Annotated in this window: 14 protein-coding genes; 3 read left to right on the forward strand and 11 right to left on the reverse strand. The window is 72.1% G+C overall.

What is annotated here, in order from left to right:
- Nucleotides 1-4 precede the first annotated feature (4 nt).
- The 6 genes from ACIQWG_RS20060 to ACIQWG_RS20085 all read right to left on the reverse strand — a co-directional run bounded on the left by ACIQWG_RS20060 (nucleotide 5) and on the right by ACIQWG_RS20085 (nucleotide 6,659).
- Entirely contained in the window at nucleotides 5-2,692 is a 2,688-nt protein-coding gene (locus ACIQWG_RS20060) for a SpoIIE family protein phosphatase (RefSeq protein ID WP_404097346.1), read from the reverse strand.
- Nucleotides 2,693-2,950: 258 nt separating this feature from the next.
- Nucleotides 2,951-3,421, reverse strand: coding sequence for an ATP-binding protein (locus ACIQWG_RS20065; protein WP_404097349.1), 471 nt, complete (start codon nucleotides 3,419-3,421; stop codon nucleotides 2,951-2,953).
- 116 nt (nucleotides 3,422-3,537) lie between these two features.
- The gene (locus ACIQWG_RS20070) at nucleotides 3,538-3,936 is read right to left on the reverse strand and encodes a (deoxy)nucleoside triphosphate pyrophosphohydrolase (protein WP_404097352.1); all 399 of its coding nucleotides are present in this window, start codon (nucleotides 3,934-3,936) and stop codon (nucleotides 3,538-3,540) included.
- Nucleotides 3,937-3,966: 30 nt separating this feature from the next.
- On the reverse strand, nucleotides 3,967-4,158 hold the full coding sequence (locus ACIQWG_RS20075) for an SPOR domain-containing protein (protein ID WP_404097743.1): 192 nt from the start codon (nucleotides 4,156-4,158) through the stop codon (nucleotides 3,967-3,969).
- 398 nt (nucleotides 4,159-4,556) lie between these two features.
- Nucleotides 4,557-5,309, reverse strand: a complete 753-nt coding sequence (locus tag ACIQWG_RS20080) for a GntR family transcriptional regulator (RefSeq protein WP_404097355.1) — start codon at nucleotides 5,307-5,309, stop codon at nucleotides 4,557-4,559.
- Nucleotides 5,310-5,468: 159 nt separating this feature from the next.
- Nucleotides 5,469-6,659, reverse strand: a complete 1,191-nt coding sequence (locus tag ACIQWG_RS20085; protein WP_404097358.1) for a DUF4190 domain-containing protein — start codon at nucleotides 6,657-6,659, stop codon at nucleotides 5,469-5,471.
- An 80-nt stretch (nucleotides 6,660-6,739) separates the two neighbouring features.
- On the opposite strand from ACIQWG_RS20085, the gene ACIQWG_RS20090 reads away from it, so the two are divergent.
- Nucleotides 6,740-7,936 (forward strand): serpin family protein, encoded by a 1,197-nt coding sequence (locus ACIQWG_RS20090; RefSeq protein ID WP_404097361.1) that lies wholly within the window; start codon nucleotides 6,740-6,742, stop codon nucleotides 7,934-7,936.
- Nucleotides 7,937-7,953: 17 nt separating this feature from the next.
- On the opposite strand, the gene ACIQWG_RS20095 is transcribed toward ACIQWG_RS20090, so the two are convergent.
- Complete coding sequence (locus ACIQWG_RS20095) at nucleotides 7,954-8,784, reverse strand: oxidoreductase (RefSeq protein ID WP_404097363.1); 831 nt, start codon at nucleotides 8,782-8,784, stop codon at nucleotides 7,954-7,956.
- A gap of 95 nt (nucleotides 8,785-8,879) precedes the next feature.
- Here ACIQWG_RS20095 and ACIQWG_RS20100 point away from each other — a divergent pair, with 95 nt between their 5' ends.
- On the forward strand, nucleotides 8,880-9,785 hold the full coding sequence (locus ACIQWG_RS20100; protein WP_404097365.1) for a LysR family transcriptional regulator: 906 nt from the start codon (nucleotides 8,880-8,882) through the stop codon (nucleotides 9,783-9,785).
- Nucleotides 9,786-9,930: 145 nt separating this feature from the next.
- On the opposite strand, the gene ACIQWG_RS20105 is transcribed toward ACIQWG_RS20100, so the two are convergent.
- Together ACIQWG_RS20105 and ACIQWG_RS20110 are read right to left on the reverse strand one after the other, a co-directional pair.
- Nucleotides 9,931-12,147, reverse strand: a complete 2,217-nt coding sequence (locus ACIQWG_RS20105; protein ID WP_404097368.1) for a DEAD/DEAH box helicase — start codon at nucleotides 12,145-12,147, stop codon at nucleotides 9,931-9,933.
- A 210-nt stretch (nucleotides 12,148-12,357) separates the two neighbouring features.
- Nucleotides 12,358-12,993 carry a hypothetical protein gene (locus ACIQWG_RS20110; protein WP_404097370.1) on the reverse strand — a complete coding sequence of 212 codons (636 nt, stop codon included), beginning with the start codon at nucleotides 12,991-12,993 and terminating at the stop codon, nucleotides 12,358-12,360.
- Nucleotides 12,994-13,137: 144 nt separating this feature from the next.
- Between ACIQWG_RS20110 and ACIQWG_RS20115 the strand changes: the two genes are divergently transcribed.
- Nucleotides 13,138-13,824: a TetR/AcrR family transcriptional regulator gene (locus ACIQWG_RS20115; RefSeq protein ID WP_404097373.1), complete on the forward strand. Its 687-nt coding sequence runs from the start codon at nucleotides 13,138-13,140 to the stop codon at nucleotides 13,822-13,824.
- 43 nt (nucleotides 13,825-13,867) lie between these two features.
- On the opposite strand, the gene ACIQWG_RS20120 is transcribed toward ACIQWG_RS20115, so the two are convergent.
- A complete protein-coding gene (locus ACIQWG_RS20120; protein WP_404097376.1) occupies nucleotides 13,868-14,710 on the reverse strand; it encodes an oxidoreductase in 843 nt (280 codons plus the stop codon).
- Nucleotides 14,707-15,441: a TetR family transcriptional regulator gene (locus ACIQWG_RS20125; RefSeq protein ID WP_404097379.1), complete on the reverse strand. Its 735-nt coding sequence runs from the start codon at nucleotides 15,439-15,441 to the stop codon at nucleotides 14,707-14,709. Before ACIQWG_RS20125 ends, ACIQWG_RS20120 begins: the two co-directional genes overlap by 4 nt.
- Nucleotides 15,442-15,458: the final 17 nt, after the last annotated feature.

A 15,458-nucleotide genomic window follows, 5' to 3' on the forward strand; every position in this document is an offset into this window, starting at 1 on the left:
CACCTCAGAACAGGCTGAGCAACGCCTCCGCCGGATCCGTCAGTCCGTTCTCGCCGTCCGGCAGGGGGAGTTCGAACCACACCGTCTTGCCCCGTGGGGTGCGGCGGGAGCCCCAGGCCGCGCTGAGAAGGCCGACGAGTTGGAGGCCACGGCCGCCCTCGTCGGTGTCGCGGGCACGGCGTCGGCGTGGCTGGACCAGGCCGGAGTCCCAGACCTCGCAGACCAGGGTGCGGTCCAGCAGGAGGCGGAGTCTGATCTCGCCCTCGCCGTAGCGCAGGGCGTTGGTGACCAGTTCGCTGACCAGGAGTTCCGTCGTGTCGACCAACGGCTCCATGTCCCAGGACAGCAGCTGACCGCGGGCGTACTCGCGGGCGCGGCCCACGCTGCGCGGTTCGCGCGGGAGGGTCCAGTCGCCGACCGACCCGGCGGGCAGCCCCTGGACACGTGCCATCAGCAACGCGATGTCGTCCTCGCCGTGGTGCGTGTCCAGGGTGTTGAGGACGTGGTCGCAGACGTCCTCCAGGGGCCGGGAGGGATCGGTGAGCGCGCCGACGAAGGCCTGGAGGCCCTCGTCCAGGGGGTGGTCGCGGGACTCCACGAGTCCATCCGTGTAGAGCGCCAGCAGCGCGCCCTCCGGCAGCTCGACCTCGACCTCCTCGAACGGCTCCCCGCCCACGCCGAGCGGCATCCCGGGCGGCACGTCCAGCATCAGCGCGTCCTCGCCCGGCTCGACGAGGACCGGCGGCAGATGGCCGGCGTTCGCGAACGTGCAGCGGCGGGTGACGGAGTCGTAGACCGCGTAGACACAGGTCGCCAGGTACACCTCGGACAGGTCCGCCTCACGGGGGCGGCGGGCGGCGCGGGTGGCCTGCTGGACGCCGCCGGGGGCGCCGAGGCCGCGCGCGATCTCGTCCAACGCCGAGAGGACCTCCGCGGGTTCGAGGTCCAGCAACGCCAGGGTGCGTACGGCGGAGCGCAGTTCGCCCATCGCGACGGCCGCGCGCAGGCCGCGCCCCATGACGTCGCCTACGACCAACGCCGTACGGTGTCCGGGCAGTTCGATGACGTCGAACCAGTCGCCGCCCACCTCGCTGGGCCGGTCGGAGGAGGCGTTGCCCGGCAGGTAGCGGCAGGCGATGTCCAGGCCGGACGCGACCGGGTCGCCGGGCGGCAGCAGGGACCGTTGCAGTATCAGCGCGCGCTCGTGCTCCCGGCGGTACAGCCGGGCGTTGTCGATGCACACCGCGGCCCGCGCGGCCAGCTCGACCGCCAGATCCCGGTCCCGTTCGCCGAACGGCTCGCTGCCCTTCGTCCGCGCGAACTGCGCCAGTCCTACGACGGTGTCGTGGGCGACCATCGGCACCGCGAGGGTGGACTGCACCAGGCCGCCCTCCTCGCCGGGCACGTGCTGCGGCCGGGCGGTGCGCAGGGCGTCCGCGCAGGGCGAGTTGAAGGGGTAGTGGTGCACGGCGCCGACCGCGACGGGGGCGCCGCCGCCCACGAAGGGCGCGTCGGAGACCGCGCTGGCGAAGGCGACCCGGCGCAGCTCGGCGCTGCCGTCGGCGAGGCCGGGCGGGGTCTCGTCGCCGGCCAACAGGCCCTGGTAGAGGTCCACGGTGGCCAGGTCGCAGAAGCCGGGCACGACCACGTCGAGGAGTTCGCGGGCCGTCGTCTCCAGGTCGAGGGAGTTGCCTATGCGGGCGCCGGCCTCGTTCAGCAGGGCGAGATTGCGCCGGGCGGCGGCGGCCTCGCGGGCGGCGGCGCGGCGGGCGGTGATGTCGGTTCCGAGCCAGGCGATACCGATGGGGCGGCCGCTGCCGCTGTGCACCCGGTACAGGTTGACCGACCAGTGACGGCGCTCCTCGGAACCCGGCAGAAAGCCGGTGACGTGCATGTCCGTGATGGAGTCGCCGCTCTCCAGCACCCGGCGCAGGGTGGCCGAGACGCGGTCGGCCTCGGGCCGCGGCAGATAGTCGTGGACGCCCTTGCCGCGGTGGTCGTCGGGGGTCCCGCCGAACAGGGAGGCGAACCGGTGGTTGGCTCGGCGTACCCGCAGGTCGGGGTCGATCAGCAGGAAGCCGAACGGAGATTGACCGAAAATCGCCTGCGAGGCCGCGAGGTCGGTCTCCATCCGGCGCAGGGTGCGCACATCCACGACGATGCAGACGGCGGCCTTCTCACCGTCCTCGGTCCGCGTCGGCATGACGTAGACCTCGGCGAGACCGTCCTCACCGGGCCGCCCGTCGGCGTCGTCCGGCGTCCGGAAGGGGACCACACCGGTCCACTCCCGTCCGTCCAGGATCTCTGCCATCTTGCGCTGGCCCTGCTCACGCCGGTCCGGGTCGATGAACGCCTCTATGGGGTCCATGCCTACGGCCCGCTCGGCCGGGATGCCGAAGATCTGCTCGGCGCGCAGGCTCCACTGGTCGACCATGCCGTCGGGACCGATGGAGAAGGACGCGACCTTGATGTAGTCGTAGATCGAGCCGGGCGGGCTGCTCTGCCAGACCGGGTCGCCGGGGCGGGGCTCGTCGAACGGGAAGGCGGAGTCGTGCGCGGTGCCCTGAGTGGCCCGTGTGTCCGGTGAGGCTTGCGAGGCCTGTGTGTCGTCGGACCGCTCGTCCGCGGCCCTCCTCCTCGCGCGGTCCGACGGGTCCTCGGACCCTGTGGCCTTCGCTGGTATCTCGCTCACGCGAACCGTCCCCTCCAGCTCACCGCGTCCGGCACCGGTCACCGGCGGCGGCTGCCCGCAGTATCCAGCACTACGGTCCCGCACAACACGGTGTTCACGATCACAGCACGTTCCCGATGGTTTTCGGTCCCGGCCGCAGAAACACTTCCAGACTTCTAACCAGCGGGCACGCAGTCGAATCACGTTGTTCGCCAACTGCCACTGGCCTGAACCATTCGTTCGACAGCGCGCGGGCCGACGTACACCTGGGATCGACGCCTACTGACGGGTTGTACAGGGCCCGGGGACACGCCCCGGTCCTTCCGGCACCGCGAGCTCGAACCAGACGGTCTTGCCCGTGTTGCGTCCCGGTCTGGTCCCCCAGCGGTGCGCGGAGTGCGCCACGAGCTGGAGTCCCCGGCCGCTCTCGTCCTCAAGGCGGGCGACGCGTTCGCGCGGGGGGTCCGGGAGCGGGTCGGAGACCTCGACCAGGAGGAGGTCACCGAGGTGGGCCGGGCGGACCAGGCGTACACCGATCGGGCCGGTGGCGTGCCGCAGGGAGTTGGTCACCAGCTCGCTGACCAGCAGCGCGGCGACATCGGCGAGCGTGTCCAGCCCCCAGTCGCACAGCCGGGCCCGCACCGCGGCACGGGCCGCGCGCACGGCACCCGCCTCCGCGGGAAAGCTCCACTCGGCGCAGTCGCCTTCGGTGTCGATCACGCCGATCACTTCCCAGGCCAACGGGTTCACCCATGTCCGGTTTCGCAGGGTTAATGACCGCATACCCGATATTCAGGGGGCGGTACCGTGCGAAGGGTGTGCGACAGGGTGGGAATCCGGGAAGTTCCCGGCGCCGGAGCACCCCTTCAGGACCGGAGCCGCCCCGCGACCTCCCGGACCGCCGGCACGTCCTGGTCGAGCCAGTCCACGTCCCAGAGCTCCCCGGGGCCCAGCCAGCGCAGCGCGTCATGGTCTTCGAGAGGCTCGGGTGCGCCCGTGCCGGGCAGGAGTCGGGCCGTCCACACCTGAAGGGCGTAAGGGGGTTTCAGCGGCCAGGTGCCCGGCACCCGCTCGATCACCTCGGCGTCCACGCCGAGTTCCTCCCGCAGCTCGCGCACGAGCGCCGCCTCGGGCGTCTCGCCCGGCTCGACCTTGCCGCCGGGCAACTCCCAGCGCCCGGCGAGCTCCACGGGCGCGCTGCGGCGCGCGGCGAGCAGGCGGCCGTCGTCCAGCAGGGCGGCACCGACCACGATCCGTTCCGTCATGCGCCGGAGCCTACGGGAGCTCAGCAGGGGTCAGTTGTCCCCGCTGTCGCCGTTCTGCGCGATCCGCTCGACCCAGTACAGCTGCTTGTGTCCGCGGCTGTCGAGGCTGTCCGCGATCTTCTGGGCCTCCGCCCGGGTCGCGTACCGGCCGACGCGATAGCGGTTGCCGTTGTCGTCCTGGCGGACGACGAGCCAGGGGAGAGTGATCGTGCTGTCGTTCATCGCGTCCCACCGCCCCTTCCCGCCCGCCACCGGCTGCTCGCCCTCGCCGACCACCGGCCGCCTCTTGGCGCCCGCAGCCGCCCGGGTACCGCTCGCGGCGTGTGCCGTGCCCCGCCCGCTAAGGAAACCGCAATCCGCATATGCCCGAGCCTACGCCTAACCTTTACGCAGCGAATACGGCTTTTCACAAAGAGGTACGCAACCAGCCAAGTCGCAGGGGGCGCACGGAGTCGAACGCGCCGTGCGCAGACATCGATGCATCCGGTCACAGGCATGCCGCGCACGCCCGTGACGACCTGCGAAAACGGCCAGATTCCAACGGCGGCGCAAGGGGCGGAAGTTGAGGCTCTGCCCCTGGCAACTGCCGTGAGGTGTGCGCTACCTCACGAACAAGTGCGCTACTTCACCGGAAGGTGATAGGCGACCCGGTACCGGTCCGCGGGGATCACCACGTCGGCGGTCTCCACCGGGCGGCCGGACGCGTAGTAGGTGCGCTGGATGACCAGCACCACATGACCGGGGACGCCCCCCAGGGCGAGCAACTCCTCGGCGAGGCCGGGGCGGGCGCCGACCTCCTCCGTGACGTTGTCCACCACGACGTCGATGGCGGCCATGCGCTCGACGACGCCCATGCCGCCGAGCGGGCCTTCCTCGGGCAGCATCACGGGGGTGCGGCCGGTGACCGCGAGGGGCTCCCAGGAGGTCGACAGCATCATCGCCTCGCCGGCGTCCCGGAAGAGATACCGGGTGCACATCACCCGGTCACCGGGCCGGATGGCGAGCCGGTCGGCGACGGCCACGCTCGCCTCGGCCTGCGCGCTGCGGGACTCCCAGGTGCCGCGCACCTCACCGTCGGCCTGCTCCTGGCGGAAGGGGGTCGCGCCGCTCGGCGGGCGGAAGCCGGAGCGGGCGATCCGGCGCGGCACGGGACGCTCCCGGACATAGGTCCCGGAGCCGGAGCGGCCCTCGACCAGCCCCTCGGCCATCAGCACCTTGCGCGCCTCCAGCGCGACGGTGTCCGAGACGCCGTACTCCTCGCGGATCCTGGCCTGGGACGGGAGGCGGGTGTGCGGTGGCAGCGAGCCGTCGACGATCTTCTTGCGGAGATCACCCGCGACGCGCAGATACGCCGGCTGCTCACCGAAAGTCACTGGCCGCTCCCATCAGGTTGTACAGACAGCAACAGCGTGGCAACCAAGAGTTGTCCCGTGCAAGCAGAGGCCAGAGAATCACTCGATGTGATGACTTGTGCCCGCCGGGGGCTTTACGCAGGCACTTTCTCCCCGCTATAGCCCCGCTCACACCTCGGCTCACACATCGAAACCGCCCGTGCTTCCGCTCTCGTCACCGCTGCCGGAGTCGTCCTCGTACGTCGGCACGGTGGTTTCCAGGCCCAGAGCCTCGCGCGCGGTGACGGTGGTGGGGCCGTCCACGTACTCGTAGCCGTTGTCGTAGTGCGCGTAGTACGTGTCCGCGTCCTTCGCGGAGGCCGCCCGCGCCCACTCCTTGCGGGCGGCCTCCATCTCCTCGATCAGGTCGGTGACCGGCCCCTTGGTGTCCGCCGACCAACTGTGCCCGCGCAGCGCCTCGATCTGTTCGCCGAGCACGGCGTGAACGTCCTTCGCCCAGGCGCGGTTGACCGCGAGGTCCTCCTCGGGGTAGTCCTCGGGCTCCTCGTACAGCGCCGTGTCGACGGCGTTGACCGCGGACAGGAAGACGGTCTGGTCGGTGTCGAGCGTCGTCGGGTCGGCGCGCAGCGAGCCGGTCAGCCTGCCGTTCTCCTTCGTGCTGCCGAACAGGCACGTGATCTCGCGGTCGCCGAACCGCCAGCTCTGCCGGGACGGGATGAAGTAGTAGACCGCCACGTCGTCCGGCACGGCCCAGGTGTCCATGGCGTAACCGTCCTGGAGCGCGAAGCACTTGTCGTCCGCGGTCCGGCTGACCTCGTCGTCACCGGGGAAGTCGCCGTCCGGCAGCGTCACCGCCGCGAAGACCTCGCCGTCGTGCGGGCCTGAGCAGGACACCACGTCGACGTCGTACGCGTCGCCCTCCAGGTTGCCCGTCGGCGAGTCGAAGCATTCGCCCTTGGCGAGCGCGTAGGCGGTGCCGTCGCCGCTCGCCGCGCCCTTGAAGCCGTCCCAGAAGTCCGAGGCGGAGCCCGTCGACAGCGCCAGCGCCCACAGCACCAGCCCCACGGAGGACAAAATGGATCCGGCGACGGCCATCCCCTTGCCGCGCTCGCCCTTCCTCTTGATCTGCGCCAGCGCGATCAGGCCCAGCACCAGTCCCACGGCCGGCACGAAACACAGGATGCCGAGGACCAGGGCCCCGATGGCGACTCCGTTGACGGGCACGGGGCGGCCGTAGGGGCCGTAGCCACCGTAGGGGTGGTAGCCGTACGGCGGCGACGGCGGCGCGAACGGGCCCTGCACGGACGGCCCGTGGGCCTGCTCCGGGAACCCCTGCGGCTGGTGCGGTCCGGGAGGCGGAGGTATGGACACGGGTACCGTGCTCCTGGTTCAGGCGGCGGGAACGGGCGTACGACTGGGCGAATCGTAAGCGGGGGGCGAGGGGGATGGGCATGCCGGTGACGAATGCGACGATCCGGGCGGTGAACGAGCTGACCGCCCGGTGGGCGGGGGCCTCGGAGGGCGGCACGGTCTTCTCGGCGGCGGGTGTGTGGCCGCTGCTCGCCTTCCTGGCGGACGGCGCGGACGGTACGGCACGGGCGGAACTGGCCGACGCGGTGGGTCTCCCGGCAGATCAAGCAGCGGGCGCGGCACGGGAGTTGCTGCACGCCATGGGGGCGATGCGGGGGCTGGACTCGGCGCTGGGGCTGTGGACGAAGCGGACGCTGGAGCTGCGCGAGCCGTGGGCGGCGGGGCTGCCGGCTCAGACGCACGGAGTGCTGACCGGGGATCTGGGGGTCGACAAGGGCGCGTTGGACGCGTGGGCCGCCAAGTGGACGGGTGGGCTGATCGAGGAGATGCCCGTATTGCCGGACGACGACACCGAGATGGTGCTGGCGAGTGCGCTGGCGTTGCGGACGGAGTGGCTGAGCCCTTTCGTGGACCTGCCCATGACGCCGGAAGCCGGGCCCTGGAACGACCGGACGCTGATCGGGCTGCGCCGACGGAGCGAGCTGCTGGACCGGATCGGGGTCGCGGACACGCCGACGGGTCACGTCACCGAGCTGAAGGTCCTGGGCGACAGCGCGATCGATGTGCATCTGCTGCTCGGCGAGGAGGGAATGACGCCCGCGGAGGTGCTGGCGGCCGGGGTGGACATCCTGGCGCGCAGGCATCCGGTGGTGCCGGGGCCTCAGCTGCCCCACGGGGAGGTGGGGCCGGGTCTGCGCGTGGTCGAGGAACGCAGATCCAGCCCCGAGCCGCGAACCCTGGACGTGGCGACGGTGGCATTCGACCTGCGCGCACAGCACGACCTGCTGGAGCTGCACCGCGTCTTCGGCCTGACGACGGCGCTGGACACGAGCCGTGGCCACTTCCCCGGCGTCAGCGACTTCCCGCTGGCCATCGGCTCGGCTCGGCAGTCCACGATGGCGCGGTTCGGCCCACTGGGCTTCCACGCGGCCGCGGTGACGGCGTTCCGGCCGGTCGCGGGAGGTGCTCCGGCCGCCGCACGCTGGGTGACCACCACCGTCAAGGCCACCTTCGACCGCCCCTTCGGCTTCCTCGCCCTGCACCGCCACACGCGGCTCGTCCTCGCGGCGGGCTGGGTCACGGACCCGGAGCCGTACCGCGAGGACGAGACGGATTGAGGGATGCCCCCGAGCGGTCAGTCGTCGAAGGTGGTCGCGCGGGTGCGCTTCTCCCAGGCCGCGATGTCGGCGCGTACCTGGTCGAGGTGACCGAGTACGGCGTCGATGCCGTCGTCGCCCAGCGGCAGTCGCAGCGGGGTCCGCTCGGACTCCAGCGCGGCCAGGATGAGGGCCGCCGCCTTCGCCGGGTCACCGGGCTGGGTGCCGTCGCCGCCGGAGACGACACCGCGGGTCCGGCTCACCTTCGGGTACAGCCCGCTGTCCGTGCTGCTCCCCCGCCGCCCCGTCTCGAACAGCGACGTCCGGAAGGAACCCGGCTCCACGATCAGCACCTTGACGCCGAACTCCGCGACCTCGTCCGCGAGCCCCTCGGACAGGCCCTCCAGCGCGAACTTCGTTCCGCTGTACGCCGAGAAGCCCGCGAACGACATCTGCCCGCCCATGCTGCTCATCTGCACGATCGCCCCGGAGCGCCGCTCCCGCATGTGCGGCAGCACCGCGCGGGTGAGGGCGGCCGGGCCGAAGACATGCACCTCGAAGAGTTCGCGCAACTCGTCGTCGGTGGTCTCCTCGAAGGCACCGACGTGGGTGCGGCCCGCGTTGTTGACCAGCACGTCGATCCGCCCGTGCCGGGCGATCACATCCCGTACGGCGGCCTCGGCGGCCCCCGTCTCGGTCACGTCCAGCCGCAGCGCCTCCACCTGGTCGGGGTGCGCGGCCACGAGGTCCTCCAGGGCCTCGGGACGCCGTACCGCACCCACCACCACATCGCCCGCGGCGAGCGCCGCGTCCGCGATGGCCCGCCCGAAGCCGCTGCTCGCACCCGTGATCAGCCAAACCTTGTTCATGACAGCCGCTCCCTCGTAGTCCGGACGCCTTACGTTCACCAGCCTGCTGCGGAATGGAGTTGCCCGTCCAAGACCCGCGCTGATAACCGATGGTTATGGCGATGGACGTTCATGTGCGGGACCTGCGCTACTTCGTGTCGGTGGCCGAGGAACTGCATTTCACCCGCGCGGCCGAGCGGCTCTACGTCTCCCAGCCCGCGCTCAGCAAGCAGGTACGGGCGCTGGAGCGGCAGTTGGGCGTGGCGCTGTTCCGGCGTGATCCGCAGGGCGTGACGCTGACCGAGGCGGGTGCGGCGCTGCTGCCGTATGCCCGGCGGGTGCTCGATGCCTGGTCGGAGGGGGCGGCGGCGCTCGAGGCCGCGCGGGCGGTCGCCCGGGGCACGCTGGTGGTGGGCATGAGCACCAGCCCGGGGCGCGGTGGCCTGCTGCCGGCGATCCGCTCCCGTTTCACCGCCGCCCACCCGGACACCGTCCTGCGGCTGCGGCAGGTGAGCTGGGAGGACCCGACGGCGGGTCTCGCGGACGGCGACGCCGACGTGGCCTTCGTCTGGCTGCCGCTGCCGGACGCGGACCGGTACGCCTGGACGGTGGTCGCCGAGGAGCCCCGTCTGGTCGCCCTGCCCGAGGCCCATCCGCTGGCCGCCCGCACGGAGGTCGATTTCACGCAACTCCTCGACGAACCCTTCCTCGCGCTGCCGGCGGGCGCCGGGCCGTTGCGCGACTACTGGCTGGCGCTGGAGGAGCGGGGCGGGCGCCTGCCGCGCATCGGGGCGGAGATCGCGGGCACGGAGGAGACGTACGAGGCGCTGGTCGCCGGCCTGGGGGTGTGCCTGGTGGCCACGGGCAACGCTCCGCTGATCAGCCTGGGCGGTGTGGTGACCCGACCGGTACGCGGCCTGTCCCCGAGCCGCTACGCGCTGGCCTGGCGGCGTGAGGACGGGCGGCGGCCACTGGTACGGGCGTATGCGGAGGCGTGTCGGCGGGCGGTCGGGTGGGGGTGATGCGAGCCGGTGGGGGCGCGCACGCGGGGGGGGCCGTCGGGGGCTCGGGGGCTCTGGCTGCTTCGGCTCATCGGCCCTCGTGCGGGCATACGCGCGCGGAGATGGTGTCGGGCGGCCGGGCGGGGGATGCGTGGTCCGGGGGCGTTCACGCATGTTCGGTCGCGGGCTCCGGGGTCTCCGGGTGGCTCGGTGGGGTCGTGGAGAGGCGTGCCTGTTCCTCCTCGACGATGAGGCGGGCCAGGCCGACGTCCGAGATGTCGACGGCGTCCGGGGTCGACTCGGCGACCGCGCTGCGGCGGGCGTAGGCGTCGAACAGGCGGGACTTGTTCGCCAGCATCCGCACCAGGCGTTCGTCCACGCCGCCCGTGCAGAGCAGACGGTGCACGCGCACCGAGCGGACCTGGCCCATGCGGTGGGCGCGGGCGACCGCCTGGTGTTCGATGGTCGGCTTGAGCTGGGGCTCGCAGAGGATGACGACCGAGGCGGCCTGCATGTTGAGGCCCACGCCGCCGGCCTCGATCTGCGCGAGCAGGATCGCGTGGCCGGGCGCGGCGGCGAAGTCGTCGACGAGCTGCTGCCGGCGGGCCGGCGGCACGCTGCCGGAGATCGGCCCGTGGACCCCGCCGTGGGCCGCGTCGGTGCGCTGCTTCCGGGCGTCCGTCAGCGCCTCGTGGACCACGGCCAGTACGTCGCGGAAGGCCGAGAACACCACGACCTTCAGCCCGTTCTCCGCGGCCTCCCCGGCGATCTCGCGCAACCGCTCCAGCTTCGCCGACCGTTCGGGCCGCGCGTACGCCGCTCTGCGCATGGCCATGAAGTTGCCGGCGCGCACGGCCTCGCGGTAGGCCTCCTCGTCCGGTGCGCTGGGCTCCTCCCACTCGTCCGTGTGCTGGAGCGCGGGGAGTTCGGTGAGGACGTCCTGCTGGTTGCGGCGCAGATAGACCGGCGCGACCGCCTTCCGGAACGCCTTCGAACCGGCCACCCCGTCGTGGTCGTCGACGGTCCCGGCCAGGTCGGGCTGGAGTATGCGCACCAGGCTGCGGAACTCCTCGACGCGGTTCTCCATGGGCGTACCGGTGAGGAACAGCACGCGGTCGCAGTGCGCCGCCCACTCGGAGACGGTGGTCGAGCGGCGGGTCCGGGGGTTCTTCACGTAGTGGGCCTCGTCGACGACGAGCATGCCCAGTTCGCCACCGCCGGGGACCGGGAAGCCGCGCAGCGCGTCGAAGGTGGTGACCGCGACGCCGCCGCGTCCCTTCCAGTCGGCGAACGCGTCCTGCCGGTCGGGCCCGTGCAGCGGGGTGACGCGCAGCGCGCTGCGCTTCTCGACCTCCCGGGTCCAGTTGATGAGCACGCTGGCCGGGCAGACCACCAGGAAGTGGCTCTGCCCCTCGGCGGCGAGATGCGCCAGCGCGGCGATCGCCTGGATCGTCTTGCCGAGCCCCATCTCGTCGCCGAGGATGACCCGGCGCTGGGCGAGGGCGAATCGCGTGCCGAACGCCTGGTAGCCGCGCAGGGAGACCCGGCGGTGCGTGTCGTCGAGCGTCTGATTCCTGACCCGCTCGGCCACCTCGTCCGGCAGGAAGCCCTCGGCCGCCGCCGGGTCGGGGGCGCGGCCCGAGAGCTCGGCGAGCAGCCCGTAGTACTCGGCGGAACGGAGCTCGAAGTCGACCAGGGCGGCCACGTCGGACTCCGGGCGGCGCAACAGGTCGACGGATGCCTGCGCGAGCAGGTGCGGCACGTCGTCCCGGTCTGCCCGCTCGGTCAGCGCACGGAGCTCGGTCAGGGCTGCGAGCGCCCGTTCCCGTCCGCCCCGGCCCGCGAGCAGCATGCGCAGGCGTCCGGACGTCGGCGCCGCCTCGGCGAGCAGGGGGTCGAGCCGCTCGGTGAGGGTGCGGGCCGTGTCGAGGGCCCGGCGTGCCTCGGGGCCCGCCTCCACCAGGACGTTCAGCGCGGCGACCAGCGCGGTGGTCCTGGGCTCCGGCCGGTCCACGTCGATGTGTACGGCGATGGTGTCGTGCACCGCGTCGGCGATCCGGCGGGCGGCGGCCACCGTCTGGTCGGCCGTCTGCTGTCCGACCCCGGGCAGCTGGCGCAACCGGTACGAGCCGGCGTCGAGGACCTGCCCGACCGTACGGAACCCGCCCTTCTCCACCTCGCCCAGGCGCAGTCTGCCCTCGGTGAGGTCCTTGAGCCGGGCCACCGGGATGGCGTCCAGCTCGCGCCGCGCCAGGTCGTCGTGGAGGGGCTTCAGCGCCACACGCACCGCTTCGACGGCTCGCGCGTGGTCGTCGACCACCGCCCGCGCCGCGTCGTACAGCCGCCGCCCCCCGGCCACCGCCTCCCGCTCGCTCCGGCCCATCGCGCCCCGCCCCTCTCGCCCCTCTCACCGCGTCCCCGCATCCTGCCACCCCTCGGCCGGGCGAGGTGTCGGGCGGGTTCGCGTGCGCGGCCCCTGCCGGGGGCGGTGGGCATTCCCGACCCGGGCCGTGGATCGGTCGGCACAGCCGCGAGCCGCGCGTCGGCTCGAAGCAGCCCGGTGGGCGGTGCCGGTTCGCCGAGCGGGCGGTCGTCACAGGTCGCCCGGCGCGGCCGTCCCTTCGCGGAGCAGGTCGTCGCGCAGCCGGCCGACCGCGTACGGATCGCGTGGCGGCGGGCCGTCCGAGCCCGCCGGATACTCCTCCAGCGGGACCAGATCCTTCTCCCAGGCGTCGAGTACGGGCGCGAGGACCCGCCATGCCTCCTCGGCCTCGTCGCCACGGATGGACAGCGCCGGATCGCCCTTGAGGACATCCAGCAGGAGCCGTCCGTAGGCCGGCAGGTCGGGCGGATCCATCTCGGCCGTCAGCGACAGCGGAGTGAGGAGGTGGGTCGCGGAACCGATGCCCGTCAGGTCCAGGATCATCCCCTCCGGCTCCAACTCGAAGCGCAGCACATTGGGCTTTGCCTCCCCGCCGTGGCCGAAGGGCAGGTGAGGAACGGACCGGAAACGCGCCGCGACCTCCTTGCGGTCACGCTCCCGTGCCTTGCCGCTGCGGAGCCGGAAGGTCGTCCCGGCCCAGCGCCAGCTGTCCAGTTCCAGTTCCACCTCGGCGTACGTCTCCGTGCGGCGCTGCGGGTTCACGCCTTCCTCGTCGGCGTACGCGGGGATCTCATGGTTCCCGACCCGGCCGGGCAGATAGCGCCTGAACGGTCGCGACGTGCCCACCCGACGCCGCTCACGCAACATCACGCACCGGCCGGGCCGCTCGCCGCCGACCCCGGTCGCCACCTTCCTCAGCTCGCGCTCCGACGTCGTCCACCGCCCCTGAGGGTTCGGATCTCCCCGGTCGCCCGGCATTACGCTGAGGGGATGACCTCACCCCGGTTCGAGCGCGCGCGGAGCGCTGAGGCCAAGCGCATCCGACAGACGGCGATCCTCGAGTCGGCCGCCCGACTGGCCGCCGAGCACGGCATTCGCGAGGTGACGCTCACGGACATCGCCGCAGCGGTGGGCATGCACAAATCGGCGATGCTGCGCTACTTCGAGACCAGGGAAGAGATCTTCCTGCGCCTGTCGGCGAGCGGCTGGGCGGAATGGTCGGAGGCGGTGCGCGAGCGGCTCGGCCCGCTGGGGGACGCCGGCACCTCGGACTCCGAGGAGCAGATCTCCACCGCGGCAGGCATCCTCGCCGAGACGCTCGTCGCACGTCCGGTGTTCTGCGACCTCCTCGCACACACCCCGCTCAACCTCGAACGCGGCGTCTCCTTCGACGCGGTCCGCTCCTTCAAGACCGGGGCGATCGCCGAGGTCCAAGCGATCGGCACAGCACTCTGCAAGGCACTGCCCATCACCCCCCACCAGGGTGGCAGTACCGTCTCCACCGCCGTCGCCATGGCGGGCGCGCTCTGGCAGATGGCGGCGCCGGGTACCGAACTCCGCGGCTTCTACCAGAGCAGCCCCGAACTCGCCCACGCCGTGGTCGACGTCGCCCCACAGCTCACCGACGTCCTCACCGCGCTGCTGCGTGGTTACGTCACCGAGCCGCCGAGTTCCTGAACCACGGCCCGGGCCCTGGGGTTCCCCGGGTCGGCTTCCGTGGTCATTTTCCGTCGCCCTTCCCCATCGAGCGGCTGACGGACATGGTGATGCGGTCGACGGTCCGGTCGGAGAGGAACCGCTTGACGAAGAACTGCACGGCCGCGCTGCGGGGCACCGTGTAGCGGATCTTCGGGCGGGCGGCCGTGGCCGCGTGGGCGATCGCGTCCGCGACGACCTGGGGGCTCGACGCGCGCCGGAACGCCTTCTCCAGGAAGACGGCGTGCGAGTGGACCGCGGCCCGGTACGCGCCGCTGCCGGAGGTCTCCAGCAGGTGGCGGATGGCGATGTCGTCCCATTCCGTGTCGATCGCGCCCGGCTCGATGATGGCCACGTCGACGCCGAAGGGCTTGAGTTCCAGCCGCAGGGAGTCGCTGAGTCCTTCGACCGCGTGCTTCGTGGCGTGGTACCAGCCGCCGAAGGGTGCCGCGGACCTGCCGCCGACCGACGACACGTTGATGATCCGCCCGGATCCGTTCCGGCGCATGTGCGGGGTCACGAGCTGGATCAGCCGGGTCAGGCCGATCAGGTTCACCTCGACCTGACGCCGCCCCTCGTCGATCGGGACGTCCTCGAGTGCGCCGTAGGAGCCGTACCCGGCGTTGTTGACCAGGACGTCGACCCGGCCCGCCTCGTCGAGGATGGTCTTGACCCCGCCGGTGAGGGAGTCGTCGTCGGTCACGTCCATGTACAGCGTCCGGATCCCGCTGTCCGCCAGTTCCCGCATCCTTTCGAGCCGGCGCGCGGCGGCGTACACCGTGAAGCCGCGTGCGTGCAGCTCCCGGGCCGTTGCCGCGCCGATTCCGGAGGAACCCCCCGTGACCAGTGCGACTTTGGTGTTCGTCATGTTTGTCTCCTGCATCGAGGTGGGTGGGTCGGTTCGGGCGGAGTCGGGCGGGCGGCGTAGCCGGTGAGGAGGGCACCGACGATGTCGGTCAGCCGTGGCCCGACGTCCACGACTGCGTGCGCGAGTTCGGGTTCGGAGGCGTAGAAGTCGCGCAGCTCTGTGCCAGGGGCCGCCATCTGCCACATCGCTCCGGCCATCGCGGTCGCGGTGGCGACGACGCTGTGGGCCTGGTCGAAGCGCAGCGGTGTGACCGCACGGAGAGCGGAACCGACGTCGGCGGTCACGGCGATGGCGCGGACCTTGAACGCCTTGACCCTGTCCAGTGAGACATTGCGTTCCAGGTTCAGCGGTGTGTGTGCCAGCAGGTCGCAGAAGAGCGGGCGGGACACCAGCGAGTGCGCGATCGCGGCGGCGATCTCGTGCGCGGTCCGGTGCCATTCCTGACGACAGGCGCCTTCGGCCCGGGCCGCGATGCTCGCGAACTCGCCGCGCACCGCCGCCGACCATTCGTCCCAGGCGTCGACTGCCAACTCCAGAAAGATGTCCTCGCGCGTTTCGAAGTAGCGCGACATCGCGGACCTGTGCATACCGACCTCGTCGGCGATGGCGCTCGCGGTCGTCTCTCGTACGCCCCTCGCCGTGGCGAGCCGGGCGGCCGCCGCCAGGATGGCCTCCCGCCGGGCGCGCTTCGCCCCCGGGCTGCGGGCACGTTCGAAATCAGGGCCGGTCACGGTGCCAGCATACAGGT

The sequence above is a fragment of the Streptomyces sp. NPDC098781 genome (genome assembly GCF_044759995.1).
Classification (GTDB): Bacteria; Actinomycetota; Actinomycetes; order Streptomycetales; family Streptomycetaceae; genus Streptomyces.

What these genes read in the sequence shown, in the direction of transcription:
- ACIQWG_RS20100 (WP_404097365.1), top strand. Translation starts at nt 8,880, where the DNA reads ATGGCGATGGACGTTCATGTGCGGGACCTGCGCTACTTCGTGTCGGTG.
- ACIQWG_RS20090 (WP_404097361.1), top strand. Translation starts at nt 6,740, where the DNA reads ATGCCGGTGACGAATGCGACGATCCGGGCGGTGAACGAGCTGACCGCC.
- ACIQWG_RS20120 (WP_404097376.1), bottom strand. Translation starts at nt 14,710, where the DNA reads ATGACGAACACCAAAGTCGCACTGGTCACGGGGGGTTCCTCCGGAATC.
- ACIQWG_RS20095 (WP_404097363.1), bottom strand. Translation starts at nt 8,784, where the DNA reads ATGAACAAGGTTTGGCTGATCACGGGTGCGAGCAGCGGCTTCGGGCGG.
- ACIQWG_RS20075 (WP_404097743.1), bottom strand. Translation starts at nt 4,158, where the DNA reads ATGAACGACAGCACGATCACTCTCCCCTGGCTCGTCGTCCGCCAGGAC.
- ACIQWG_RS20105 (WP_404097368.1), bottom strand. Translation starts at nt 12,147, where the DNA reads ATGGGCCGGAGCGAGCGGGAGGCGGTGGCCGGGGGGCGGCGGCTGTAC.
- ACIQWG_RS20115 (WP_404097373.1), top strand. Translation starts at nt 13,138, where the DNA reads ATGACCTCACCCCGGTTCGAGCGCGCGCGGAGCGCTGAGGCCAAGCGC.
- ACIQWG_RS20070 (WP_404097352.1), bottom strand. Translation starts at nt 3,936, where the DNA reads ATGACGGAACGGATCGTGGTCGGTGCCGCCCTGCTGGACGACGGCCGC.